This window comes from Mycobacterium lentiflavum (assembly GCF_022374895.2).
Lineage (GTDB): Bacteria > Actinomycetota > Actinomycetes > Mycobacteriales > Mycobacteriaceae > Mycobacterium > Mycobacterium lentiflavum.
In genome coordinates this window covers 5048978-5071744 of the sequence record NZ_CP092423.2, presented here as the reverse complement: position 1 = coordinate 5071744, position 22767 = coordinate 5048978, and the positions used below count along the sequence as shown (strand labels likewise).

Below are 22767 nucleotides of genomic sequence, written 5' to 3'. Positions count from 1 at the left end.
GCGCTCAAGGTCGGGTTTCCGCCCCCCGGTGGGCATTTCGACGTTGGCGTTCAACCGAATTTACCGCAGCCGTTGCGCAACAACAAGACTGTCGGTCTCGTAGCGTGGGAAGGGACTGACGCGGATGGCGACTAAGGGCGCTGACCACTGGTCAACGGGATTGCCTGCGCTGAAACTGAAGTGGGACTTCTCGGGCCCTATGCAGGCGGTCGGGGCGTTATTCGCGATGTCGGCCGACGCGGTCAAGTTCGCGTTCCGCCGGCCGTTCCAGTGGCGGGAGTTTTTGGAGCAGTCGTGGTTTGTCGCGCGAGTGTCGCTGGCTCCGACCTTGCTGGTCGCGATCCCGTTTACCGTCCTCGTCAGCTTCACGCTCAACATCCTGTTGCGGGAACTGGGCGCGGCGGATCTATCCGGTGCGGGTGCGGCGTTCGGTGCTGTCACCCAGCTCGGTCCGTTGGTGACGGTTTTGATCGTGGCGGGCGCGGGTGCCACGGCAATGTGTGCCGACCTCGGGTCGCGGACGATTCGCGAAGAAATCGACGCGATGGAAGTGCTGGGCATCAACCCGATTCAGCGATTGGTCACCCCGCGCATGCTGGCTTCGGGGTTGGTGGCGTTTCTGCTCAACAGCCTCGTGGTCATCATCGGCGTCCTTGGCGGCTACGTGTTTTCGGTATTCGTGCAAGACGTCAATCCCGGGGCTTTCGCCGCGGGTATCACCTTGCTCACCGGCGTACCCGAGGTGGTCATCTCATGCGTCAAGGCAGCCCTTTTCGGCCTCATCGCCGGCCTGGTCGCATGCTATCGAGGCCTGTCGATCACCGGCGGTGGCGCTAAGGCCGTTGGCAACGCGGTGAACGAAACGGTGGTCTATGCGTTCATGTCCCTGTTCGTCGTCAACGTGGTTGTCACCGCGATCGGCATCAAGATGACGACGAAGTAGGGGCCTGCCAATGGCACTGAGGGCTGCATATCCGCGGTTGGTCCGCCAATTCGAGAAGCCGGTCGCCTCGCTGGGCCGGATCGGCGACCACACCCTGTTCTACGGGAAGGCGCTCGCCGGGGTGCCGTTCGCGGCTACCCACTACCGGCGCGAAGTGATCCGGCTGATTGCCGAGATCAGCATGGGCGCAGGCACTTTGGCGATGATCGGCGGGACCGTCGTGATCGTCGGCTTCCTGACGCTGGCGGCGGGCGGCACGCTGGCCATTCAGGGGTACACGTCGCTGGGCAATATCGGCATCGAGGCGTTGACGGGCTTTCTGTCCGCATTCATCAATGTGCGCATCGCGGCACCGGTGGTCGCCGGTATCGGTCTCGCGGCCACCTTCGGTGCGGGAGTGACCGCTCAGCTGGGTGCCATGCGGATCAACGAGGAAATCGATGCGTTGGAGGCCATGGCCATTCGGCCGATCGCCTACTTGGTGAGCACCCGGATCATGGCCGGAATGATGGCGATCACGCCGCTGTACAGCGTCGCCGTAATCCTGTCGTTCGTGGCCAGTCAGTTCACCACGACGTTCTTACTCGGACAGTCGCAGGGTCTGTACCAGCACTACTTCAACACGTTCCTGAACCCGATCGATCTGTTGTGGTCGTTCCTGCAGGCCATCCTGATGGCGCTCACCATCCTGCTGATTCACACCTACTACGGCTATTTCGCTTCGGGGGGACCGGCCGGTGTCGGCAACGCGACCGGTAACGCGGTACGCACCTCGCTGATCGTCGTGGTGTCGGTAACGCTGTTGGTCTCACTGTCTATTTACGGTACGAACGGCAACTTCAACCTGTCCGGTTAGGAGGTAGACGTGACAGACAGATTCGGACCCGGTCCCATCGACCGGTCTGAAGCGGCCAGCAGCGCGTCTCCTGTCGCCGCGTCGCCTGGGCGTCACTTCGGCGCCCAGTCCTACGCGCGCCCGCTGGCGGGCCTGGCCACCGTGGTCGTCGTCGCCGTCATCTTCGCCTTCGCGGTGGGTCTGTTCCGTGGTTCCTTCACCGAATCCGTACCGGTGACCGTGATTTCGCAGCGCGCCGGCCTGGTCATGAACCCGGACGCCAAGGTCAAGATGCGCGGCGTGCAGGTGGGCAAGGTCGCCTCGATCGAATCGCTGCCCAATGGCCAAGCAGCTATTCACTTGGCGATGGATCCGTCGCAGTTGCACTTCATTCCCAGCAATGTGCTCGTCGACATCGCGTCATCAACGGTGTTCGGCGCTAAGTCCGTCCTGCTGGTGGAACCTGCCCAACCCGCTACGCAGCGGCTACACAGCGGCCAGACGCTGCAGGGCCAGCACGTGATGGTCGAAATCAACACGGTATTCCAGCAATTGGTGTCGGTGCTCTCCCAGATCGACCCGCCGAAGCTCAACGAATCACTGGGTGCGCTGGCCCAAGCGTTCAGCGGTCGGGGTGCAAAGCTTGGCCAGGCCCTGAGCGACTTGGATTCCTTCCTGGCGAGGCTGGAGCCGAGCCTTCCCGCATTCCGTCATGACTTCGAGGTCTTGCCGGCGGTGTCCAATGCTTATGCCGACGCCGCACCGGACCTGGTGCGGACCGTGTCCAACACGAACCGGATCAGCAAGACGATTGTCGAGGAGCAGCACAACCTGGATGCACTGCTGATCAGCGCGATCGGCCTGGCCGACATCGGCAACGACGTGTTGAGCCAGAACCGGCAGCCGCTGACGGATGTGATGCACCTGCTGGTGCCGACCACCGATTTGCTCAACGAGTACCACGAGGCGCTCACCTGTAGTTTCGGTGGGCTCATACAAATTGGGCACGGTGCGCCGTTGTCGGAACCGAGCATCAACATCTCGGCAAGCCTCACGTTGGGCGCCGAACGTTATCGGTATCCGACGAACCTGCCCAAGGTTGCGGCGACGGGCGGCCCCCGGTGCGTGGGTCTGCCGAAGCTGCCGTTCAATACCAACCCGCCGCAGTTGATCACCGATACCGGTGCCAACCCCGTCGGGTACGGAAACCAGCAGACGCTGCTCAACTCCGACCTGCTCAAACAGCTCTTGTACGGGCCGATCGCCGGTCCGCCACGCAACCCGGCTCAGATCGGACAACCCGGATGAGAATGCGCCCCACGCTGATCAGGTTCGGGATCTTTGCGGTCGTGATGTCGATCCTGACCGCTTTCCTGTTCTTCATCTTCGGTCAGTACCGGACCGGTTCGACGAACGGTTACTCGGCGGTGTTCACCGACGTGTCGCGTCTCAAGCCGGGGCAGTCGGTGCGGGTCGCCGGGATCCGGGTCGGCACGGTCAACAGCGTTTCGCTGCAACCGGATAAGAAGGTCGTGGTGAAGTTCGACGCCGACCGCAACATCGCCCTCACCGAGGGCACCAGGGCGGCGGTCCGCTACCTCAACCTGGTGGGCGATCGCTACCTCGAGCTCATCGACGGTCCCGGCTCGCCCAAGCTGCTGGCGGCCGGCGGTCAGATTCCCGTCAACCGCACCCAGCCGGCGCTTGATCTCGATCTGCTGCTGGGCGGACTGAAACCCGTGACCCAAGGCCTGAACGCGCGCGACGTCAACGCGCTGACCTCAGCACTGTTGCAGGTTTTCCAGGGCCAGGGCGGGACCCTCGAGTCGCTGTTCGCCAAGACGACATCGTTCTCAAACGCCTTGGCGGACAACGATCAAACGGTGCAGCAGTTGATCGACAACCTCAACATCGTAGTCAGCACGGTCTCCAAGGACGGCAAACAGTTCTCCGGCGCGGTCGATCGCCTCGAGCAGCTGATCAGTGGGCTGTCGGACGACCGCAACACCATCGGGTCCGCCATTGACGCCCTGGACCGGGGAACCGCCTCGCTGGCGAGTCTGCTGTCCAGCGCGCGGCCACCGCTGGCGGGCACCATCGCGGAGTTGAATCGGCTGGCTCCGATACTCGATGGAGACAAGGACCGCCTCGACGCCGCGATTCAGAAGGCGCCGAACAACTACCGCAAGCTGGTCCGACTCGGCGTCGCCGGCGCCACTATCCCGTACTACCTGTGCCAGTTGGAACTCCGCGGGACGGATCTTCAGGGCAAAGAGGTGCATGCCAACGTCTTTAGGTCTGATGCGGGAAGGTGCACGGAACCCTAATGCTTAAGTATCGCGGAGGTGGCCGGGTAAAGGCCGGATTCATCGGCGTCGTGTTAGCGGTGCTGGTGATCCTGGTGGGCCTGTCGCCCGACCGGTTCATTTCATGGGCCACGATGGTCAGGTACCAGGCGCTGTTTACGGAAGCCGGCGGCATTGCCGCGGGCAACCCGGTAATCGTGTCGGGGATGAAGGTCGGCACGGTGTCGGATGTGTCGCTGCAGCACGGCGATGCGCTGGTGACGTTCACGACCAAGGGCGACGTCCTGCTCGGATCCGAGACCACCGCGCATATCCGCACCGGTTCGCTGCTGGGCGAGCGGATGCTGACTTTGGAGTCCGCCGGCAGCGGCACGATGCACCCGCTGACTGTCATTCCCGCCTCGCGCACGTCGTCTCCTTATTCGTTGACTGAAGCGGTCAGCGACCTGACTTCGGACACCGCGGGAACCAACACCTCCGCGCTCAATCAGTCGTTGGACACGTTGTCGGCGACGCTCGACCAGCTCGCACCCCAGATGGGGCCGGCCTTCGACGCACTCACCCGGCTATCGCGAACCCTGAACAGTCGCAACAAGAACCTGGGCGAGCTCTTCAAGAGTGCTGCCGACGTCACCAACGTTCTTTCCGAACGCAGCCAGCAGGTCAACAAGCTCATCCTCAACTCCGACTCGTTGCTGCAAGTCCTGGCGGCACGCCGACAAGAGATCGTGGACCTGCTGGCCAACACATCAGTGGTGGCCAAGCAGCTGACGGCGTTGGTGCACGACAACGAGGCCACCTTGGCGCCGACGCTCGAGAGGCTGAACAGGGTGCTCGGGGTACTGGAGAAGAACCGCGACAACATCGCCAAAGCACTGCCGGGGCTGGCCAAATTCCAGATCACGGTCGGTGAGGGCATCGCCAGCATGTACGCCTACTCGGCGTTCGTCCCGAACTTTCTTGCGCCGCAAATCTTCCAACCGTTCTTCGACTATCTCTGGGGCTTCCGCACCTTCGACACTTCTCGCGGTCCCGGCTTCCCTTCGCCGGTACCTCGGTCGCTGGTTCCCTTCCCGTACAACGCAATTCCGATGTGCCCCGGCTGTACATTGGGCGGACGGATCGGCGGATCACAATGACCATCCCGCGCAGAAGGCTGGCGGCCATCGCGGCGGTCGCTCTGGTCGTGCTGATCGTTGCCGGCGCTGCCGTGCTCGTCCGTAGTACGTTCTTCGGGCAGAAGACGATCACCGCCTATTTCACCACCGCCACCGCGATCTACCCCCACGACGAGGTACGGGTATCGGGTGTCAAAGTCGGCAACATCGAATCGATTACGCCGCAGGGCACACAGGCGAAGATGACCCTCAAGGTCGATCACGACGTGCCCATTCCGGCGGATGCGAAGGCGGTAATCGTCGCCCCGAACCTGGTGGCCTCCCGCTACGTCCAGCTCACACCGGCTTATCGCGATCGCGGACCGGTCATGCACGACGGGTCAGTCATACCGGTCGAACGGACCGCGGTCCCGGTCGAATGGGACGAGGTCAAAACCCAGTTGATGCGGCTGGCAACGGATTTGGGGCCCAAGAGCGGTGTCTCGGGCACGTCGGTGGGCCGGTTCATCGACAGCGCCGCCAACGCTCTCGACGGTAACGGCGACAAGCTGCGGCAGACGCTCGGTCAGTTGTCAGGGGTCGCCCGGATCCTCGCCAACGGCAGCGGCAACATCGTCGACATCATCAAGAACCTGCAGACCTTCGTCGGCGCGCTGCGGGACAGCAACATCCAGATCGTGCAGTTCAACGATCGCCTGGCCACGCTCACCAGCGTGGTCAACGACAGTAAATCCGATCTGGATGCGGCGCTGACCGATCTGTCGACCGCGGTCGGCGAGGTGCAGCGATTCATCGCCGGGACTCGTGACCAGACCAGTGAGCAGATTGCCAGGCTGGCCGACGTCACACAGAACCTGGTTGATCACCACATGGCCCTGGAGAACATTTTGCACGGCGCGCCGAATTCGCTCGGCAACTTCTTCAACGACTACAACGCGGACACCGGAACCATCGTGGGCGGGTTCGGATTGATGAACTTCGCGAATCCCACGTGGGGCGGACAGCTGCTGCTGTCGGCTCCGGGCTGCGACCAGATCGGCGCCATCGAAAACGTCACCGCGGTCGAATCGGGCAAGCTGTGCGCCCTGTTCCTCGGTCCGGGATTGCGACTGCTCAACTTCAACAACTCGCCACTGCCGATCAACTTCATTCTGCAGAAGTCCATGGACCCGTCCAAGATTCTCTACACCGAACCGCGCCTGGCGCCCGGCGGCGAGGGCCCGAAACCCGGACCGGCCGAGATCCCGCCCGCGGTGTCGGCCTACACCGGCCTGCCGGGTGATCCGGTGGGACCGCCGGGAGCGGTGCCACCGGAGCGGATACCGGGCGCCGCGATGCCGCTGCCGCCCCCGCCGTCGACACCGATGCCGCCGCCGCCACCACCGGCGTCGAACCTGTCGGACATGCTGCTGCCAGCCGAAGGGCCACAACAATGATCGCGCGGATTGCGGTACGACGGGCGCTCGTCGTGGGTTGTTGTGTGGCGTTGTCGGCGTCGGGATGTGCCTTCCATGGCCTGAACTCGTTGCCGTTGCCCGGTGCGGTCGGACGTGGGCCGGGGGCCAACATCTATCACGTCGAGTTGCCGAATGTTGGCACGATGGAGTCGAATTCGCCGGTGATGGTCGACGACGTGGTCGTGGGCAGTGTCGGAGAGATGCGGGTGCAGGGTTGGCATGCCGACGTCGAGATCTCGGTCAAGCGCGATGTAGTGGTGCCGGCCAATGTGGTGGCCACCGTGGGGCAGACCAGCCTGCTGGGTTCGATGCACGTGGAGCTCAATACGCCGCTGGGCCAGCAGGGAACGGGTCGGCTGCAGCCGGGTGCGACGATTCCGCTGAGCCGGTCGACGGCGTATCCGTCGACGGAACAGACGTTGTCGTCGCTGGGCGCGGTGGTCAACGGCGGCGGACTGGGACAGATCGGCGAGGTCATACACAACTTCTCGGCGGCGCTGTCTGGGCATGCAGATGCGGCGCGTGATCTGCTGACGCGTTTGGACACGTTTGTGGGGACGCTGGATCAGCAGCGCGACAACATCGTTGAGTCGATCCAGGCACTGAACCGGCTGTCAGGCACCTTCGCCGCGCAGCGGGACGTGTTGACCGAGGCGCTGCATAAGATTCCGCCGGCCCTTGATGTGTTGATCAAGGAGCGCCCGCGGCTCACGGAAGCGCTGGATCACCTTCGGGCGTTCAGCAACACGGCCTCCCGGTTGGTCAACGACGTCCAGGACGACCTGGTCAAGAACCTCAAAAACCTGGAGCCGGCCATCAAAGCGCTCGCCGACGTCGGGCCGGAGTTCGGCATGGCGATCGCGGCGGGTTTCGTGTTCCCGTTCACCCAGAACTTCGTCGACCGCGCGGTCCGCGGCGACTACTTCAACCTGCACGTCGATCTCGACCTGTCGATTCCACGGCTCAAGAAGGGATTGCTGTTGGGGACCCACTGGGGCCAGCTGGACGAGCCGGTGGTGCCGGAGCCCGGGGACCCGTATCGCATGAACTACACCCTCGATCCGTTGCACGACCCCGTGCGGCCGCCGTGGATTGACCCCAATGCGCTGCCACTGCCCGCGCCGCCGCCGGGATTTGGTCCGCTGCCCGGGCCACCGCCGGCACAGACGCCCGATGCGAGTCTTGGTCAAACGCCACCGCTGCCCGGTCCGCCGCCGGCGACGGCACCGACGGGAGGTGGTGGATAGATGCTCACGCGCTTTGTCCGGCTCCAGCTGTGGATATTCACGATCGTCGGGACCATTGGCGTGATCGCGATGGTCTTGTTCTACATCCAAGCGCCCACCCTGTTGGGCATCGGCCGGATGACGGTGACGCTGGAGCTGCCGGCTACCGGTGGCCTGTACCAGTTTTCGAATGTGACCTACCGCGGGGTTCAGCTGGGTAAGGTCACCTCGGTTGGTTTGACGCCGACCGGTGCGAAAGCGACGCTGTCCCTTAACACTTCACCCAAAGTTCCCGCGGACCTGACGGCGGAGGTGCTCAGCGTCTCCGCGGTAGGTGAGCAGTATGTGGACCTGCGGCCCAAAACCGATTCGCCGCCCTACCTGCACGACGGCTCGGTTATCGCCGCGCGCGACACGACGATTCCGCAGGCGGTCGGGCCGATGCTCGAGCAGCTCAACGCCTTGGTCGGCAGCATCCCGAAGACCAAACTCGGCCAATTGCTCGACGAGACCTTCCAGGGCTTCAACGGTTCCGGTTACGACCTGGGCTCACTGATCGATTCGTCGGAGACACTGTCCCGCGACTCCAACAGCGTCGTCGATCGCACCAAGGCACTCACCGAAGACACTGGGCCGCTCTTGGATACGCAGGCACAGACCACCGATTCGATCAGGACGTGGGCACGTAGCTTCGCAGGTATCACGGATGTGTTGGCGAACAACGATTCCCACTTCCGCACCATCCTGCGAAACGGTCCCGATGCCGCGAACGAAGCGTCGCGGCTTCTCGAACAAATCAAACCGACGCTGCCGGTGTTGCTTGCCAACCTGACCACCATCGGGCAAATCGGCGTCACCTATCACCCCTCGATCGAGCAACTGCTGGTGTTGCTGCCGTCGGCGGTCGCTATCGAGCAGGCCGCTCAGGGCGAAAACCATCCCGACGGTAAAGCCATGGGTGACTTCGCTTTAACGATCGACGATCCGCCTATTTGCACGGTCGGCTTCATGCCACCCAACACCTGGCGATCCCCGGACGACCTCAGCGATATCGATACCCCGGACGGGTTGTACTGCAAACTTCCGCAGGATTCACCGATGGCGGTTCGCGGTGCGCGCAACTATCCCTGCATGGGTCACCCGGGTAAGCGCGCGCCTACTGTCGAAATCTGCAACAGCGACAAGCCGTTCATGCCGCTGGCGATGCGCCAGCACACCCTCGGTCCCTACCCGTTGGATCCGAATCTGCTCTCCCAGGGTGTGCCGCCCGACGACCGGATCACCGGCGACCAAAGAATTTTCGCCCCCGTCGGGGGAACGCCGCTGCCGCCGGGAGCGGTGCCGCGTGGCACACCCGCGGGCCCACGGGGAGAAAATCCACCATCGGGCACGGTGGGAGCGGCGGTACCTCCGGCGCCGTCGTCGGGGCCAACGCTGAGACCCATATCGCCGATGTCGGCGGACCTCCCGACGTTCGCGCCACTCGACGTCCCCGCGCCGGGTGAGCTTCCCGCAACACCGCCGCCACCACCGGCACCACCCGCGGCGCCCGCACCACCGGATCAGGTCGACGGTGGGCAGCCGCAGGCCGCGCCAAGTGCGTTCGGAGCCAACGGATCTAAGCCCGCGCCGTCGATCGTGGTAGCGAAGTACGATCCGCGCACTGGTCGTTACGTCGGTCCGGACGGAAAGTTATACGAGCAGTCGGATCTGGCGCCCGCGAAAGCGCCCAAGACGTGGAAGGACATGCTTCCCACCTGACGCCGCATGAAGAGGCTGCAAAGCGAAGGTGGTGATGGAGCTACGACCCGCCTGGTCAGGAGACTTGATCCAGTCGCAACGGCATCGCGATATCAAGCCACTGGTTTTGCCCGCAGGCACCGCTTGGCCCGACCGTCTTGTCCTTGCCGGACAAGGTCCGCGATCCGATTTGAAAGCCCCCATTTTCGTTTACCGGGTAGAAAAAGAAGGTCTGCTGTCCGGGGAACGCGGTACCGTCTTCGCACCGCTCCCAATTCGGCACTTCGCGTCTCACCTTCCACATCTCCCCATCATTCATGTAGAGGGGCGCGGTCCATCCCTGGTCGCTTCGCACCGTGCCGTGGCATTCCTGGAATGACTCGCAAGTCGAGCTGATCGTCCATGTCTGGTAGACCGTCGGCTCGCCGAAGTATTGATCGTTTCGCTGGGCCCAATCACCGATGGACGTAACGTGATACGTCCCATTGATGGCCACTTCTTCCTTGGTTGTTGCCTGGGCCGTGGAGGCAGTGGCCAATCCGCCAAATACAGTGGTGGCCACCAGCGTTGCGGTGGTAAGTGTTTTCGCTGAACGCATCAGGAACTCCTAGAGCGCATAATTCTCGAGCGTTGACGTTACACCGTTTTGGCCGACCAGGTAACGGTTAGGGACGCACTCACCCGACCGGCTCGAATTTCGCGATCAGCCAGGAACCGTTGACCTTTGTCAGCGTGACCACGACGGCGCTTTTGTTCTGCGCGGGATCTTTCTTTTGCATGCTGGCCGTGGACTGGTCGACGAAAATCAGCACGACAGCCGAATCGGGATGCAAATCCGAAATCGCGGCCCGAACCACCTTGGCCGACGTCGTCAGGTGCCCCTCCTTCGCCGTCGGCCCGACGATATCGGCGGTGAATTTGCTGTAGTAGGCCAAAAACTCGCCGGTGAGATGCGATTTCGCCGTGGCGAAGTCGCGATCCAAATGGTCATAGGAATACGTCAACACGGCCACGGCGCCATCTGACGCGGCCTGGACTGCGCGGTGTGCCGCCGCATCGTCGACCCGCTGATCGGGCCGGTACACGACGATGTACACACCTACAGCGACCCCCACGGTCGCAACGACCAACGTCGTCACGATGATCGAACGCCACCTCGCCAACAACCGGCGGCCGATGGCTGGCAGCCGACGCATGCGTGCCGCTTTGCCGGCGGGCGGAATTTCCGGGTCGTCAGTTGCTGTTTCGGTGTCCCCCAACGACGGACCACGCTCGACAGTCATGAGAGGTAGTCAATTTTCGACATCTTGAGCTGGCCGTGGTCGCGGTTCAGGGTGACGCTCAGCCGGAACAAGGCCGGTGGCGGCTTCTCGTTATCCGGCCCGGTGGCATCGGTTTTCGCCGCCACAAGCACGACTCCTGAATTGTCGCTCAATGATTCGACGGCGACAGCTTCGACGGTGACCTTGCTGCCGATCTTGGAGTCCTGGGCCTTTTTGACCATGAGGACCGAGATCGCCGACAGTTGGCCGTTGAGATCCCCCGTCGTGGCATCGATCATGCGCTGGACGTCCGCCTTGGCATGCTCGGGGTCAATCGACATCAGCGCCGTGATCCCTTGCCGGGCGGCAGCCGCAAACTCCGCTGCGAGCTGGCGATCATGCGTCACGGTGCGGTGCTGCCACAGCATGTAACCGCTCGCACCGGCAGCTGCGCAGGCGATCACGACGCCCACGCCAACAGCTATTGCTTTGCGCGCTGGACGGCGAAGCGACTTTGCCCGGCGCTGCTTGGCATCTGGGGCATCGGCTTCTGCTGCCTGGCGCAGCCGTGCCAGCCGGGTCTTAGCCGCCTCGGCGCGCGCTTCAGCCTCGGCAACTTCGACTTCTGTGGCCGTTTCCGATGCGGGCGCCGGGACCGCGGAGTCGACCCCTGAGCGCGATTGTGGTTCATCGGGATTGGTCACATCCGCCGGGTTACCACAATCGTCGGCGTCGGGCCCGTCCGGATCGTGCACGGAGAGGCAGCTTATCACTTCGGACTCGGTGCAAGGCCTCATCTGGCGGCTGCGGTCAGAGCGTCTACATGCGGAAATGCACGCTCGTCGGGAAAGGAGGCGCAATAGCGTTCGGGGTCCTGGCATGGATTGTCGTTCCCGCGCAGGCGATCTTCTCCAAGCAGGAGAATTTTCTTTTCGGGTGTGGCAAAGTAATCGGGTGCGATTAATCGTGGCCGTATTTGCCGCGTTGCTCGGCACCGGTGTGCTGGCGGCGCCGCCGTCTGTTGCTGGGCCCACCGTTTGCGACTACCCCGACTGCACGCCGGGCATCATGCCGCATGTGGTACTCGGGGCGCCGTGTGACAACACCACCTACTACGCCTTCGGTGTCGCGGATGGTTACGTCTCCTTCGCCTCGCAGCCTGGTCGACTGATGTTCTGCGGTTCGCCGAGGAGATATCAGCCGCGATGGTTCCGATCACCTCCGATGGCGGGAGTCAAGGAGGAAGGCGCGAACTGCCAGAACTACCAGAACTACGTCGCACAGGCGCCCGATGGCCTATTCCTGATCTGTTTTGCCCACGACGGCATTATGAGCTGGATCCGCGCCGACACTTAGTTCTATTGGACGTTCTACTGCACGTTCTACTGGACGTTCTATTGGACGGTTTCTCGATGCAGCCCGAGTAAGCGCCTGATCATGTTGGTAAGCCGCTCGAGCAGTGTGTCGTCGTCGATGTCGGCCAGCAGCGGGTGCATGACAGCTGTGCTGATGGCGCCGGAGAACATGGCCGCCTCGATCCGGCCGTCGAGGCCGGCGTCGCTCAGCAGTCCGTCGTACAACCGATCCATAAAGCGTTGGAACGGCTTGTGTTCGGCCAGCAGCCGAACCACGACGGGATCGAACTGCAGCGTGCGTACCAGCCGGCGGTCGCGAACCGCCATTTCAACGACGCTCTCCAGCAACGCATCCCGCGCTTGTGGTCCGTTGCCCTGCGCCTCGGCTGCCTCCAGCGCGGGAAGCAGCCGTCCGAGCTCGCGCTCGGTAACCGCGATCACGATTTGATCCTTGGTCCGGAATTGGTGGTATACAGCAGCTTTGGTGATCCCGACGGCGTCGGCGATCATCTGCAGCGACGTACCGCTGACGCCGTGCTGCGCGAACAGGTCGAGCGCCGCATCGAGTACCCGCGTTCTAGCAGGGCTGTAGGCCACAACTCTCAGCGCTTCATCGCTGACCGGCTCTCCTGCTGTGCCCACGGGACGAGCCTAGACGATCGGCTATTGACCCGAGGCTAGCCGACCGGCTAGCTTCGGTACGAGCCGAATCTAGCAAGGGCGATTTCGTGCTGAAGGGATTCATCGATGACAGACATCGGCGGGGGAGATGCATCAAGTCGACGAGCGGCGCTGCGGCCTACTGACGGCGAGGTCATTCTGCTGTGGACATTGCCCGTCACGGTGATTCTGTGGATCGCCGGCTTCGTGCTGTTTCCGGGCTTCAATCCGCCGATGTCGCCCTCGATGCCGGCGGAACAGGTCGCCGCGTTCTATCGGGATCCGGCCCACATCCCGCAGATCCGGTACAGCATGATCGTGTTCAACTGGTTCGGCGTGTGCCTCGTCCCGATCCTGGCCTTGATCGTGCTGCAGATCCGCCGAATGGCACACCGGACGCCGATCTTCTCCTACGCGATGCTGGGCTGCGTGGCCGGCGGTCCGACGTTGTTTCTCGTCGCCAATGTCTGCTGGCTGCTGGCCGCATTTCGCCCCGAGCGCAGTCCGGAGCTGACTCAGCTGCTCAACGATTTCGGCTGGATGACCTTCACCATCCTGGTCCCGTTCCTGATCGGCCAGAGTGTGATCCATGCTGTGGCAATCTATTTCGATGATCAGCCGCGACCCGTATTTCCTCGCTGGGTAGCCCACTTCAACCTTCTGATCGCCGCGGCGCTGGTGCCCGCAGCCTTCGTCGGGGTGTCGCTGACCGGTCCGCTGGCGTGGGACGGCTTCCTGTCGTTCTGGGTGAAAAACGTTGCCATCGCGGTCTGGATCGTCGTGATGGGAGTTGCATTGGCACAGGCCATTTATCGCGAGCGCGCCGAGAACCGTGGGCGCCCAGACGAACTGGTCGACGCATGAGTGCGGTGATCACACCGCCGACCTCGCCGGCAACACCCCCTTCCGGCCCGCTGCATCACCGGATCGCCTGGCACCTGCGCCACAACCCCAAGCGTGAACTCTGGTTGGCGTGGTGGGTGCTGGTCGTTTTCTACAACCTGTTCTTCCCGGTGTTCTTCATCATCGCGCAAGTTCAACCGCCACCGGAACCCTCCTGGGACCTCGCGACGCAGGTCCACTGGTTCTCCGAGCGCCACCTCGGCATACCTCTTGGTTTCGGCATCATCTTTGCGATCAGCGGCGCGATCGCGACGAACAATGCCCTGATTGCATATTCGATGCGCCGAATGTCGGTCAGCCGCGCGTTCGGGTACTCGTATCTGATCATCTACTCGCTCAGTGCGATTCCCGGAATGCTGCTGCTGTGTATCGCGCTGATCGTCGGGACGTTGCGACCAGAACGCAACCCCGAAATGATCGGCTGGCTCTACGACTTCGCCTTCTTGTCGTTCGACGGAACGATGGGAGTCTTCCTGATCGGCTCGCTGATCTGGATGGTCGCGATCCTGCTCGACAAGAATCGGGTGTTCCCCAAGTGGTTCGGCTATCTCAACCTGTGCAACGCACTGACCGAAGTCGTCGTCGCCCCCTGCTGGATCTTCCGGCGGGGTGTGTTCGCGTGGGACGGCGAAATCGCCTGGTGGCTGGACATGGTCGTGTTCGGCATCTACCAAGTCACCTTCGTCGTCATGCTGTATCGGATGATCCGGCGCGAAGACTTCGGCGCCGGGCAGTTGCCGCCCTTCCCGCGGAAAAAGGCTGTCGCGCAATGACCGATCTCAAGACCGACCGCACCGACAACGGGCAGCGCGCCAGGTTCGTGCCCGGTCAGCCCGACATGTGGGCCTTCGTGTTGTTCGAGACGTTGGTCTTCACAGGGTATTTCGGCTTCTACCTGTTCTCCCGCGCCCGTAACTCCGAGCTTTTCATACACGCCCAGGCGCACCTGGACCTGCGCATCGGAGTTTTCAACACCCTCGTCTTGCTGCTGAGTTCGTGGTCGGTAGCGCGGTGTGTTCAGTCGTCGCGCGCCGGCGAGTACCGGGCGGCGCTGCGTGATGTGTCCATCACGGCCGCAGTTGCCGCGGTATTCCTCTTCGTCAAGGTGTTCGAGTGGGCCAGGCTGGTCAACAGCGGAAACGGGCTGGACAGCCACGACTTCTTCACCTACTACTTCTTCCTCACCGGCATCCACTTCGTCCATCTGCTGATCGGCTTCGTTGTGCTGGGCGTCATCGTTTACCAATTGCGAAGTGCGGCAACAAAACCGCGGGAATCCCAGGAAATCGTGGAAACGTGCGCGACCTACTGGCACACCGTCGACTTCCTGTGGGTGCTGATTTTCGCGCTGCTCTACGTGGTGAGGTGAGCGTGAAATTCAACAAGCGGCTACTGATCGTGTGGGTGATTCTGGCGTCGCTCACGCTCAGCTACCTCTGGATTGACCACTCGGCAGAGGGTCAGGCCGGGTCGCTGAAGCCCAGCGCGGTGGTGACAGCGAGCGTCATCGTGATCGCACTGATCAAGGTGCGCATCATCTTTCGCGAGTTCATGGAGGTGCGAAGCGCACCGGTCCTGCTCTGCCGGCTGACCGACGCCTGGATAGTGCTGATGGCCGTCGCGATGCTCAGCTGCTATTTCGTCGGAATGCAGCTCGCGTAGTTCCAGCCAAGGAGTGGTTCAGGCCACGGGTGCGACCGCGTCTGCGGTCGTGAACGACAGGTGCAGTTCGCTCAAGCCCCGCAGGATGTAGGTCGGCTCGTAGCTGTACCGACGCTCGGCGGCCGGCCCGTGGTGGGCTTCGTCGATCTCGATGTGCGGCATCCGGTCCAGGATGCGTTCGATCGAGACCCTGCCCTCCACGCGGGCGAGCGGTCCGCCCGGGCAGGAGTGCACACCGCGGGCAAACGCCATGTGCTCACGAACGTTCTTGCGGCGCAAGTCGAACTCGTGCGGGTTCTCGAACCGCCGGGGATCGCGATTGGCCGCACCCGGCAGGATCATCACCACAGTGCCGGCGGGGATGTCGACGCCACCGATGTTGGTGTCGCGCACGGCAAGTCGGCAGTCGCTCTTGACCGGGCTTTCCATCCGCAACGATTCCTCGATGAACGCGGGGATCAGGCTGCGGTCCTCACGAATCTGTTGCTGGATTTCCGGCCGGTCGCCCAGGGCTTGCAGGGCGGCGCTGAGCAGCTTGGCCGTGGTCTCCTGTCCGGCGGCGAAAAGGAAGGTGGCCGAGCGGACGACCTCGATGACTTCAGGCGTGGATCCGTCCGGGTACTTCGCCTCGGCCAGGAAGGTCAGTACGTCGCCGCGCGGTTCACGCCGCCGGTCCTCGATGTAGTTGCAGAATTTCTCGTCGAGCCACTCGAGGGGGTTGATCCCGACCGACTCGTGATCCAGGGCGCCCACCCGTGCCTCGGGCCGGTCGGCGCCCAAGACAACGCGGAATTCCTTGTGGTCGTCTTCGGGCACGCCGAGCAGGTCGGCGATCACCAACGTGGCGAACGGCTTGGAGTACTCGGCGATGAATTCGCATTCGCCGTTGTGCAGGAACTCGTCGAGCTGACGATCGGCGAGGCGCCACATGAACTCCTCGTTCTGCTTCAACCGGCTCGGCGTCAACAGCTTGGCCAGCACCGAGCGTGCCTTGGTGTGGTCCGGTGGGTCCATCGTGACCATGTGCTCGTTCATCGGAAAGTAGCTGCGGTGCTCGTCGATCAGGGCACTGATGTCGCTGCCCGTAGGAGTAAAGGGCAGCGGGGGAAACGGTCCGCCGAGCGCGACGATGTTGGAGAACGTTTCCGGGTCCTTGTAAATCTCGGTGGCTTCCGCGTAGCCGGTGACCGCGACGACCCCATAGTGCGGCAACCGCAGCACGGGGTTTTCGCTGCGCAGGTAGTCGAAGTAGGGGTGCGGATCCGGGACCAGAGACTGATCGGTGAAGAAGTCGATCGACTCATAGTTGCTCATAGATTGCGTCTCCCTGGGCTGGATCTACCGGTGGGTTCGGCGGCACGCGGCACCACCCCCGATTTCGGAAATCTGCTGAGCACCTGCTTAGCACGGCAGTAATGTCGTGGTCAAGGACACAACGCCGCGCCGCGCTACGATTCCCGTGGTCGCCAGGTGAGCGTGGACAGGACGGAGTAGCGGCATGACATCGGCCCGCAGGATCGGGGCGCCGGACGCGAAGAACCGCGGCCTGCTGCTCGACGCGGCCGAACAGTTGATGATCGAAGAGGGCTACGCCGCCGTCACGTCGCGGCGCCTCGCGAACAAGGCCGGGCTGAAACCTCAGCTGGTGCACTATTACTTCCGCACCATGGAGGAGCTATTCCTCGAGGTGTTCCGGCGCCGCGGTGAAGAAGCGCTCGAGGCGCACGCACAGCTGATGCAGTCACCCCAGCCGCTGTGGGCGGTGTGGCGATTCGGCACCGACCCCGCATTCACCCGTATTTCGCTGGAATTCATGGCGCTGGCCAATCACCGCAAGGAGTTGCGAGCCGAAATCGCCTACTACGCCGAGCGTTTCCGCGAAGAGCAACGGCAAGCGGTGACCACGGCGTTGCAGAGGTATGGCGTGGACCGCGAAGAGATGCCGCCGGTGGTGGTTGCCGTGCTCATGTCCAGCTTGTCGAGATTCCTGGTGCTCGAAAACGCGGTGGGCATTTCCGCCGGTCACGCCGAAACCGTGGAATTAGTCGAAAGTCACCTGCGTCGGCTCGAAGGCGAGCCGCAGCCGATTCCGGGAATACCCGACGTCTGGGTGGTTCACCAGTTGCGCAGCGAGCAGAGCACGCCTTTGAGACCGTCCTTGGATACGACGACAACGCCATCCACCGCCAGCACACAGTGAAGCCCCGGCGTACCGGGCTCCGTGCCCGTGCTCGCCACCACCATCGCGTAAGCGTCGGGGTTGGTCATGTCCAGGTCGTAGGTCCACGGCGGTTTGCCCGGGCCGAGATCGACGTCGACGTGCGGCGTGAACAAGTAGGGGTTGTGGCTGTAATCGGAGAATCGGTCCGGCTGGTGGTCCAAGTAATAAATGTCGGTGTAGATCGGATTCTCAGCGGTGACGGCGTATTTGACGTGATGCATGACCGGACCGGCGGTCGGGTCGGCGTGCGCCGTGGTCACAGCAAGGCCGGCACCCACCGACAAAACTGCCATAGTCATCGCCGATCCGATGCTCAGTAGTCTTTTCACGCTGGTGCTCATGTCGTTCCTCCGGCGGCCGGTCGCGGCTTGGCGTTTCGGTTCACTACCCGCTCTGCGGCCTGCCAGTGCGCGTCGGCAACCCACAAACGTGCAAAGGATGCTATCGCCTCATCAGGCGAAACGCCGCTGATTACGCGTTTTATCTCGGTGGCGGGCTGGTTGGCCAACGCGGCGGCAATCGAACGCCAGCCCTGTTCGAACGAAGCGCGCGGCAAGACCGCGTCCACCAACCCGATGCGCTCGGCCTCGGCGGCGTCGACCGTCTGGCCGCTGCCCGCGAGAAGAAGTGCTCTGCTCTTTCCGACCAGAGCGGCCAGCCTCTCGGCACCGCCCCAGGCCGGCATGATTTCCAGCGTCACCTGATTGAACGCGATCTTGATGTCGCTTGCGGCAACTCGGATATCGGCGGCGACGGCTACTTCGGCGCCACCGCCAAAGGCATGCCCGTTGAGCGCCGCGATCACCGGAGCCGGGAAGCTCGCCAGCTGGTCGCAGATGGATCGCATCCGCTTCGCCATCGCGGTGGCTTCCGCTATGGTCCGCAGCGCGCTGAGCTCCTTGAGGTCACCACCGGATACGAAAGCCTTATCGCCGGCGCCCCTGATGACCAGGGCCTGGGCTCCGGCCGCGGCATCGAGCGCCTTCTCCAGCTGGTCCATGGTGTCGAGCGCGATCGCGTTGCGTGCGTGCGGGCGGTCGATGGTGAGCACCGCAAGCCCGTTGTCGAGCTCCAAGTCCAGCATGCGTTTAGTTGCTCCTCGGAAGAGGCGTCGATATTGGCATTCTCGTGCGGCGAGAATAACATCATCGCTGCAGGCCGATGCGGTTTGTATATCGACGATAGAGGTGGCCCAGTGCAGGACAGAATCGTCGTAGCGGCCGCCGCGGTGCTCGCTGTAGCCGGCCTCGGCGCGTGCACGTCGCGACCAGCGCCGCAGATCTCTAGCTCGGCATCGGTCACCGTCAACGGTGATGACGCGAGTTTCCACGTCGTGCAATGCGGTCAAGTGCAGTGGACCCGGACGATCGACATCGGTGGGAAGTTTGCCGGAGCCAAGATCATCATCGACGAGGGGGCGCAACCGCCGTCTGCCGAGTCGGTGCGCATCCAAAATCTGGCTGGGTTCACCGGGATGTACGCCCGGGGCGACGGCCCCCGTGCCGACATGAGCATGTCTGGGGACAAGTTCACGATCACCGGCACCGCCAACGGTTTCAAGGCCGACAAGCCGAATGAAGCGGCGTCGGCGCCTTTCAAGATCATCGTGACCTGCTGACGCCCCGAGTGGCGATCACCACTGGAGTGCACGTTTGCGGAGCGGGCCCAGTAGAGAATAGTATTCTCACAAATTGCAAAGGAGGATCTCATGGGCCAGTTGTCTCACAAAGTGGACGTCCCGTTCCCGATCTTTGACGCGGATAATCATCTCTACGAGCCGCCGGAAGCGCTGACCAAGTTCCTGCCCAAGGAGTACAAGGACTACGTCCAGTACGTGCAGATCAACGGTCGTACCAAGATCGCGATCCGCGGCCAGATCAGCAACTACATTCCCAACCCGACATTCGAGGTCGTCGCCCGGCCGGGCGCCTGGGAGGAGTACTTCAAGTACGGCAACCCAGATGGCAAGAGCAAGCGCGAGCTGTTCGGTGAGCCGATGCGCGCGATCCCGGCGTTCTTCGAGCCCGGCCCTCGCCTGGAGACGATGAACGAGCTGGGCCTGGACAAGACCCTGATGTTTCCGACCTTGGCCAGCCTCCTGGAGGAGCGGCTGCGTGACGACCCGGTCGCTATCCACGTTTTGGTCCACGCGCTGAACGAGTGGCTGGATGAGGTCTGGGGATTCAACTACCAGAACCGCATCTTCACCACCCCGGTCATCACCTTGCCGATCGTCGAGAAGGCGATCGAGGAGCTGGAGTGGGCGGTCAAGCGTGGCGCCCGCGCCATCCTGGTTCGCCCGGCGCCGGTCCCCGGCTTCCGCGGTCCGCGGTCGTTCGCGGTGCCCGAGTTCGACCCGTTCTGGGAGCGGGTCGTCGAGCACGACGTGCTGGTCGGCATGCACTCCAGCGACAGCGGCTACTCCCGGTACACCTCGGAGTGGGATGGCGCCGACCAGGAGATGCTGCCGTTCCAGACCAACGCGATGGGCATCCTCAACGAGTGGCGGCCGATCCAGGACTCGGTGGGGTCGTGGGTGATTCACGGTGCGCTGTATCGCCACCCGAAGCTGAAGGTCGCGATCGTCGAGGCCGGTTCGAAGTGGATGACCCCGTTGCTGGACGGCCTGGCGGAGGTCTTCCGCAAGGCCCCGGAGGCGTTCCCGAGCGACCCGGTCGAGATGGTCAAGAGCCGGATTCACGTCAGCCCGTTCTTCGAGGACGGCATCGACGATCTGGTCAAACTCGTCGGAGTGGATCAGGTGCTATACGGCTCGGACTGGCCACACCCCGAGGGGCTGGCGGAGCCGACCTATTACATCGAGGCACTGTCGCACCTGCCCGCTGAGGACCAGGCAAAGATCATGGGCGGCAACCTCGGTCGGCTCGTCACGGTGTGACGTCTGGCCGCCGGTCGGCGACGATGCAGAGCGCGTAGCGCGATGAGGTGGAGCTGGCCAATCGAGCCTGACTGGCAGACCATCCCCGAGATGGTCTTGAGCGCGGCGGACCGCTTCGGCGATGCAGAAGCAGTCGTCGACGGTCCGCTGCGCTTCACATTCACCGAGGTCGTCAACCGAATCCGTTGTGCTGCAGGTGCATTCGCGGAGCTCGGTGTCAACAAGGGGGACCGCGTCGCCGTCTGGGCGCCCAATTCGGCCGAGTGGATCATCGCCGCGTTCGGGTTGCTCACCGCCGGCGGGGTGCTGGTACCGGTCAACACGCGATTCAAGACCGAAGAAGCCGGTGACATCATCGCCCGCAGTGGAGTCAAGGCCGTCCTGGTGCAGAAGGGCTTCCTGGGCTTCGACTACTACACCGCGCCCGCGGGGACACCGGTCATCGACCTGAAGTCCGACTTCCTTTCCAGCGGTTCGCCGTTCGAGCGCGCGGTGAGCGGCAGCGACATCTCGGACATCATCTTCACCTCGGGCACCACCGGCCGCCCCAAGGGCGCGATGATGAATCACAGTCAGACGCTGCGCATGTACGAGGAGTGGGCGACGCTCGCGGATCTGCGCGAGGGCGACCGCTACTTGCAGATCAATCCGTACTTCCACACGTTCGGCCTCAAGGCGGGACTCGTCACATCCTTCCTGCGCGGCGCGACGATGCTGCCGGTCGCCGTATTCAATGTCGACACGGTAGTGGATCTCATTGCGCGCGAACGCATCACAATGCTTCCCGGCCCGCCGACGTTGTATCACTCGTTGCTGACGGTGGCGGACAAGTCCAAGCTGTCGACGTTGCGAGCCGGCGTGACCGGCGCCGCCGACATCCCCGTCGAGCTGGTCCGTCGTATCCACGACGAACTGCCGTTCCAAACCCTGATGACCGGATACGGCCTCACCGAGGCCGGCAACGTCACCCTGTCGCTGCCCGGCGACTCCTTCGAGGACGTTGCCACCACCGCGGGCGTGCCCTGCGCGGACGTCGAGGTGCGCATCGCCGACGACGGCGAGGTGCTGGTCCGCGGCTACGGCGTCATGCAGGGCTACCTGGACGACCCGGCGGCCACCGCGCAAGCGATCGACGCAGACGGCTGGCTGCACACCGGCGACCTGGGAAACTTCACCGACGGGTCTGATGGTGGTGACCCGTCGCACCCAGCTCCGCTGGACTCGCGATCACCGCGAAGGCGGCTGCGCATCGTCGGCCGCAAAAAGGACATGTTCATCGTCGGTGGCTTCAATGCCTACCCGGCCGAGATCGAGGGCTTCCTGCTCAGTCACCCGGCCGTCGCGCAGGCGGCCGTCATCGGCGTACCCGACGAGCGACTCGGGCAGGTGGGTAAGGCGTTTGTGGTGCTCGACGGTGCCGTGGGCACCGACGAATTGATCGGTTGGTGTCGCGACCGCATGGCGGGCTTCAAAGTGCCACGCGCGGTACAGTTCCTTGATTCACTCCCACTCAATGCAACCGGCAAAGTGATGAAGGACCAACTTCGTTGACCGACGGCGACATCCACTCGATGGTGATTGCGTCGGACTATCGCGTGCCGGATCCCGGCCGGGTGTGGCCGCTACTCGAGCGAAACAAGTCGGCCCTCTCCGACATCGGCGCACACCACGTCCTGGTCTACACGTCGACGCACGACTACGGTCGCGTGCTCGTGATGATCGGCGTGCACAGCCGTGAGCCGATCGTGGAACTGCTCCGATCGCGGGTGTTCTTCAACTGGTTCGACGAGGCGGGTGTCGAAGACATCCCGGCCGTCTTCGCCGGCGAGATCGTCGACAGGTTCATCCCGGCGCCTTCCTCGTCTCCGGCGGTGCCCGGCGTGGTGGTGGCCGCCATCGCGTCGGTAGACGACGTGCCGGCACTGATCGCGGGCGTCGACTCCGCGATGGACAGGTTCACTGCGGCCGGTATCCGAAAGACTTGGATATTCCAGGCTTTTGACGACAACCACGAGGTATTGATCCTGCAGGAGTTCCCCGACGAGGAGAGCGCCCGGCGGTGGATCGAACACCCCGACGCCGCCGCCGAGTGGATGGCGGGCGCGGGGGTGGGCCCGTACCCTCCGCTGTTCGTCGGCCAGTTCACCGACATCATGCGCATCGAGAGCTAAGTGAACCGA

25 protein-coding genes are annotated in these 22767 nt (G+C 63.3%); 18 read left to right on the top strand and 7 right to left on the bottom strand.

The window, feature by feature from the left end; translation table 11 throughout:
* Window positions 1-124 precede the first annotated feature (124 nt).
* The 8 genes from MJO58_RS23555 (at window position 125) to MJO58_RS23520 (ending at window position 9646) form a co-directional block, all read left to right on the top strand.
* Window positions 125-943, top strand: a complete 819-nt coding sequence (locus MJO58_RS23555) for an MlaE family ABC transporter permease (protein ID WP_090606502.1) — start codon at window positions 125-127, stop codon at window positions 941-943.
* A 10-nt stretch (window positions 944-953) separates the two neighbouring features.
* Window positions 954-1799: an ABC transporter permease gene (locus tag MJO58_RS23550; protein ID WP_090606499.1), complete on the top strand. Its 846-nt coding sequence runs from the start codon at window positions 954-956 to the stop codon at window positions 1797-1799.
* 123 nt (window positions 1800-1922) lie between these two features.
* Window positions 1923-3086 (top strand): MCE family protein, encoded by a 1164-nt coding sequence (locus MJO58_RS23545; protein ID WP_239723425.1) that lies wholly within the window; start codon window positions 1923-1925, stop codon window positions 3084-3086.
* Window positions 3083-4105: an MCE family protein gene (locus MJO58_RS23540; protein WP_239721172.1), complete on the top strand. Its 1023-nt coding sequence runs from the start codon at window positions 3083-3085 to the stop codon at window positions 4103-4105. Before MJO58_RS23545 ends, MJO58_RS23540 begins: the two co-directional genes overlap by 4 nt.
* Window positions 4105-5223 (top strand): MCE family protein, encoded by a 1119-nt coding sequence (locus MJO58_RS23535; RefSeq protein ID WP_239721171.1) that lies wholly within the window; start codon window positions 4105-4107, stop codon window positions 5221-5223. Before MJO58_RS23540 ends, MJO58_RS23535 begins: the two co-directional genes overlap by 1 nt.
* Window positions 5220-6638: an MCE family protein gene (locus MJO58_RS23530; RefSeq protein WP_239721169.1), complete on the top strand. Its 1419-nt coding sequence runs from the start codon at window positions 5220-5222 to the stop codon at window positions 6636-6638. The genes MJO58_RS23535 and MJO58_RS23530 overlap by 4 nt, the downstream gene beginning before the upstream one ends.
* Complete coding sequence (locus MJO58_RS23525; protein ID WP_239721167.1) at window positions 6635-7906, top strand: MCE family protein; 1272 nt, start codon at window positions 6635-6637, stop codon at window positions 7904-7906. The genes MJO58_RS23530 and MJO58_RS23525 overlap by 4 nt, the downstream gene beginning before the upstream one ends.
* Window positions 7907-9646 carry an MlaD family protein gene (locus MJO58_RS23520; protein ID WP_239721166.1) on the top strand — a complete coding sequence of 580 codons (1740 nt, stop codon included), beginning with the start codon at window positions 7907-7909 and terminating at the stop codon, window positions 9644-9646.
* 55 nt (window positions 9647-9701) lie between these two features.
* Here the strand turns inward: MJO58_RS23520 and MJO58_RS23515 are convergent, their stop codons facing one another.
* The 3 genes from MJO58_RS23515 to MJO58_RS23505 all read right to left on the bottom strand — a co-directional run bounded on the left by MJO58_RS23515 (window position 9702) and on the right by MJO58_RS23505 (window position 11642).
* A complete protein-coding gene (locus MJO58_RS23515) occupies window positions 9702-10223 on the bottom strand; it encodes an Rv2253/PknI dimerization domain-containing protein (RefSeq protein ID WP_239721164.1) in 522 nt (173 codons plus the stop codon).
* Window positions 10224-10302: 79 nt separating this feature from the next.
* On the bottom strand, window positions 10303-10908 hold the full coding sequence (locus tag MJO58_RS23510) for an Rv1363c family protein (protein ID WP_090606479.1): 606 nt from the start codon (window positions 10906-10908) through the stop codon (window positions 10303-10305).
* Window positions 10905-11642: an Rv1363c family protein gene (locus tag MJO58_RS23505; RefSeq protein WP_239721163.1), complete on the bottom strand. Its 738-nt coding sequence runs from the start codon at window positions 11640-11642 to the stop codon at window positions 10905-10907. Before MJO58_RS23505 ends, MJO58_RS23510 begins: the two co-directional genes overlap by 4 nt.
* A 211-nt stretch (window positions 11643-11853) precedes the next feature.
* On the opposite strand from MJO58_RS23505, the gene MJO58_RS23500 reads away from it, so the two are divergent.
* Complete coding sequence (locus MJO58_RS23500; RefSeq protein WP_239723424.1) at window positions 11854-12243, top strand: hypothetical protein; 390 nt, start codon at window positions 11854-11856, stop codon at window positions 12241-12243.
* Window positions 12244-12281: 38 nt separating this feature from the next.
* On the opposite strand, the gene MJO58_RS23495 is transcribed toward MJO58_RS23500, so the two are convergent.
* Window positions 12282-12884, bottom strand: coding sequence for a TetR/AcrR family transcriptional regulator (locus MJO58_RS23495; RefSeq protein WP_090606469.1), 603 nt, complete (start codon window positions 12882-12884; stop codon window positions 12282-12284).
* Window positions 12885-12989: 105 nt separating this feature from the next.
* Between MJO58_RS23495 and MJO58_RS23490 the strand changes: the two genes are divergently transcribed.
* From MJO58_RS23490 to MJO58_RS23475, 4 genes are read left to right on the top strand one after another with little or no spacing between them, the layout of a single operon-like run.
* Window positions 12990-13766 (top strand): hypothetical protein, encoded by a 777-nt coding sequence (locus MJO58_RS23490; protein ID WP_239721162.1) that lies wholly within the window; start codon window positions 12990-12992, stop codon window positions 13764-13766.
* Entirely contained in the window at window positions 13763-14578 is an 816-nt protein-coding gene (locus MJO58_RS23485; protein ID WP_239721161.1) for a hypothetical protein, read from the top strand. Before MJO58_RS23490 ends, MJO58_RS23485 begins: the two co-directional genes overlap by 4 nt.
* Complete coding sequence (locus tag MJO58_RS23480) at window positions 14575-15174, top strand: cytochrome c oxidase subunit 3 family protein (RefSeq protein WP_239721160.1); 600 nt, start codon at window positions 14575-14577, stop codon at window positions 15172-15174. The genes MJO58_RS23485 and MJO58_RS23480 overlap by 4 nt, the downstream gene beginning before the upstream one ends.
* The gene (locus MJO58_RS23475; RefSeq protein ID WP_090606458.1) at window positions 15171-15467 is read left to right on the top strand and encodes a cytochrome C oxidase subunit IV family protein; all 297 of its coding nucleotides are present in this window, start codon (window positions 15171-15173) and stop codon (window positions 15465-15467) included. The genes MJO58_RS23480 and MJO58_RS23475 overlap by 4 nt, the downstream gene beginning before the upstream one ends.
* Window positions 15468-15485: 18 nt before the next feature.
* Here the strand turns inward: MJO58_RS23475 and MJO58_RS23470 are convergent, their stop codons facing one another.
* On the bottom strand, window positions 15486-16781 hold the full coding sequence (locus MJO58_RS23470) for a cytochrome P450 (RefSeq protein ID WP_090606456.1): 1296 nt from the start codon (window positions 16779-16781) through the stop codon (window positions 15486-15488).
* 184 nt (window positions 16782-16965) lie between these two features.
* Between MJO58_RS23470 and MJO58_RS23465 the strand changes: the two genes are divergently transcribed.
* Window positions 16966-17667, top strand: a complete 702-nt coding sequence (locus MJO58_RS23465) for a TetR/AcrR family transcriptional regulator (RefSeq protein WP_090606453.1) — start codon at window positions 16966-16968, stop codon at window positions 17665-17667.
* On the opposite strand, the gene MJO58_RS23460 is transcribed toward MJO58_RS23465, so the two are convergent.
* Both MJO58_RS23460 and MJO58_RS23455 read right to left on the bottom strand, forming a co-directional pair.
* The gene (locus tag MJO58_RS23460) at window positions 17583-17987 is read right to left on the bottom strand and encodes an Rv2576c family protein (RefSeq protein ID WP_239721159.1); all 405 of its coding nucleotides are present in this window, start codon (window positions 17985-17987) and stop codon (window positions 17583-17585) included. The two genes, MJO58_RS23465 and MJO58_RS23460, sit on opposite strands and share 85 nt — an antisense overlap.
* A 38-nt stretch (window positions 17988-18025) precedes the next feature.
* Window positions 18026-18772 (bottom strand): enoyl-CoA hydratase/isomerase family protein, encoded by a 747-nt coding sequence (locus tag MJO58_RS23455; RefSeq protein WP_090606450.1) that lies wholly within the window; start codon window positions 18770-18772, stop codon window positions 18026-18028.
* A gap of 111 nt (window positions 18773-18883) precedes the next feature.
* On the opposite strand from MJO58_RS23455, the gene MJO58_RS23450 reads away from it, so the two are divergent.
* From MJO58_RS23450 to MJO58_RS23435, 4 genes are all read left to right on the top strand, one after another.
* Window positions 18884-19306 carry a lipoprotein LpqH gene (locus MJO58_RS23450; RefSeq protein WP_239721158.1) on the top strand — a complete coding sequence of 141 codons (423 nt, stop codon included), beginning with the start codon at window positions 18884-18886 and terminating at the stop codon, window positions 19304-19306.
* Between the two features lie 90 nt (window positions 19307-19396).
* On the top strand, window positions 19397-20587 hold the full coding sequence (locus tag MJO58_RS23445; RefSeq protein WP_239721157.1) for an amidohydrolase family protein: 1191 nt from the start codon (window positions 19397-19399) through the stop codon (window positions 20585-20587).
* 42 nt (window positions 20588-20629) lie between these two features.
* Window positions 20630-22138, top strand: a complete 1509-nt coding sequence (locus MJO58_RS23440; RefSeq protein WP_276553179.1) for a FadD3 family acyl-CoA ligase — start codon at window positions 20630-20632, stop codon at window positions 22136-22138.
* Complete coding sequence (locus tag MJO58_RS23435) at window positions 22135-22758, top strand: fatty-acid--CoA ligase (RefSeq protein ID WP_090606439.1); 624 nt, start codon at window positions 22135-22137, stop codon at window positions 22756-22758. Before MJO58_RS23440 ends, MJO58_RS23435 begins: the two co-directional genes overlap by 4 nt.
* Window positions 22759-22767 lie beyond the last annotated feature (9 nt).

Excerpts from the sequence above, each read along its gene's own strand:
- MJO58_RS23490 (WP_239721162.1), top strand. The coding sequence starts at position 12,990 with ATGACAGACATCGGCGGGGGAGATGCATCAAGTCGACGAGCGGCGCTG.
- MJO58_RS23460 (WP_239721159.1), bottom strand. The coding sequence starts at position 17,987 with ATGACTATGGCAGTTTTGTCGGTGGGTGCCGGCCTTGCTGTGACCACG.
- MJO58_RS23465 (WP_090606453.1), top strand. The coding sequence starts at position 16,966 with ATGACATCGGCCCGCAGGATCGGGGCGCCGGACGCGAAGAACCGCGGC.
- MJO58_RS23540 (WP_239721172.1), top strand. The coding sequence starts at position 3,083 with ATGAGAATGCGCCCCACGCTGATCAGGTTCGGGATCTTTGCGGTCGTG.
- MJO58_RS23555 (WP_090606502.1), top strand. The coding sequence starts at position 125 with ATGGCGACTAAGGGCGCTGACCACTGGTCAACGGGATTGCCTGCGCTG.
- MJO58_RS23440 (WP_276553179.1), top strand. The coding sequence starts at position 20,630 with ATGAGGTGGAGCTGGCCAATCGAGCCTGACTGGCAGACCATCCCCGAG.
- MJO58_RS23525 (WP_239721167.1), top strand. The coding sequence starts at position 6,635 with ATGATCGCGCGGATTGCGGTACGACGGGCGCTCGTCGTGGGTTGTTGT.
- MJO58_RS23480 (WP_239721160.1), top strand. The coding sequence starts at position 14,575 with ATGACCGATCTCAAGACCGACCGCACCGACAACGGGCAGCGCGCCAGG.
- MJO58_RS23530 (WP_239721169.1), top strand. The coding sequence starts at position 5,220 with ATGACCATCCCGCGCAGAAGGCTGGCGGCCATCGCGGCGGTCGCTCTG.
- MJO58_RS23455 (WP_090606450.1), bottom strand. The coding sequence starts at position 18,772 with ATGCTGGACTTGGAGCTCGACAACGGGCTTGCGGTGCTCACCATCGAC.
- MJO58_RS23550 (WP_090606499.1), top strand. The coding sequence starts at position 954 with ATGGCACTGAGGGCTGCATATCCGCGGTTGGTCCGCCAATTCGAGAAG.
- MJO58_RS23485 (WP_239721161.1), top strand. The coding sequence starts at position 13,763 with ATGAGTGCGGTGATCACACCGCCGACCTCGCCGGCAACACCCCCTTCC.
- MJO58_RS23445 (WP_239721157.1), top strand. The coding sequence starts at position 19,397 with ATGGGCCAGTTGTCTCACAAAGTGGACGTCCCGTTCCCGATCTTTGAC.
- MJO58_RS23470 (WP_090606456.1), bottom strand. The coding sequence starts at position 16,781 with ATGAGCAACTATGAGTCGATCGACTTCTTCACCGATCAGTCTCTGGTC.
- MJO58_RS23510 (WP_090606479.1), bottom strand. The coding sequence starts at position 10,908 with ATGACTGTCGAGCGTGGTCCGTCGTTGGGGGACACCGAAACAGCAACT.
- MJO58_RS23520 (WP_239721166.1), top strand. The coding sequence starts at position 7,907 with ATGCTCACGCGCTTTGTCCGGCTCCAGCTGTGGATATTCACGATCGTC.
- MJO58_RS23535 (WP_239721171.1), top strand. The coding sequence starts at position 4,105 with ATGCTTAAGTATCGCGGAGGTGGCCGGGTAAAGGCCGGATTCATCGGC.
- MJO58_RS23515 (WP_239721164.1), bottom strand. The coding sequence starts at position 10,223 with ATGCGTTCAGCGAAAACACTTACCACCGCAACGCTGGTGGCCACCACT.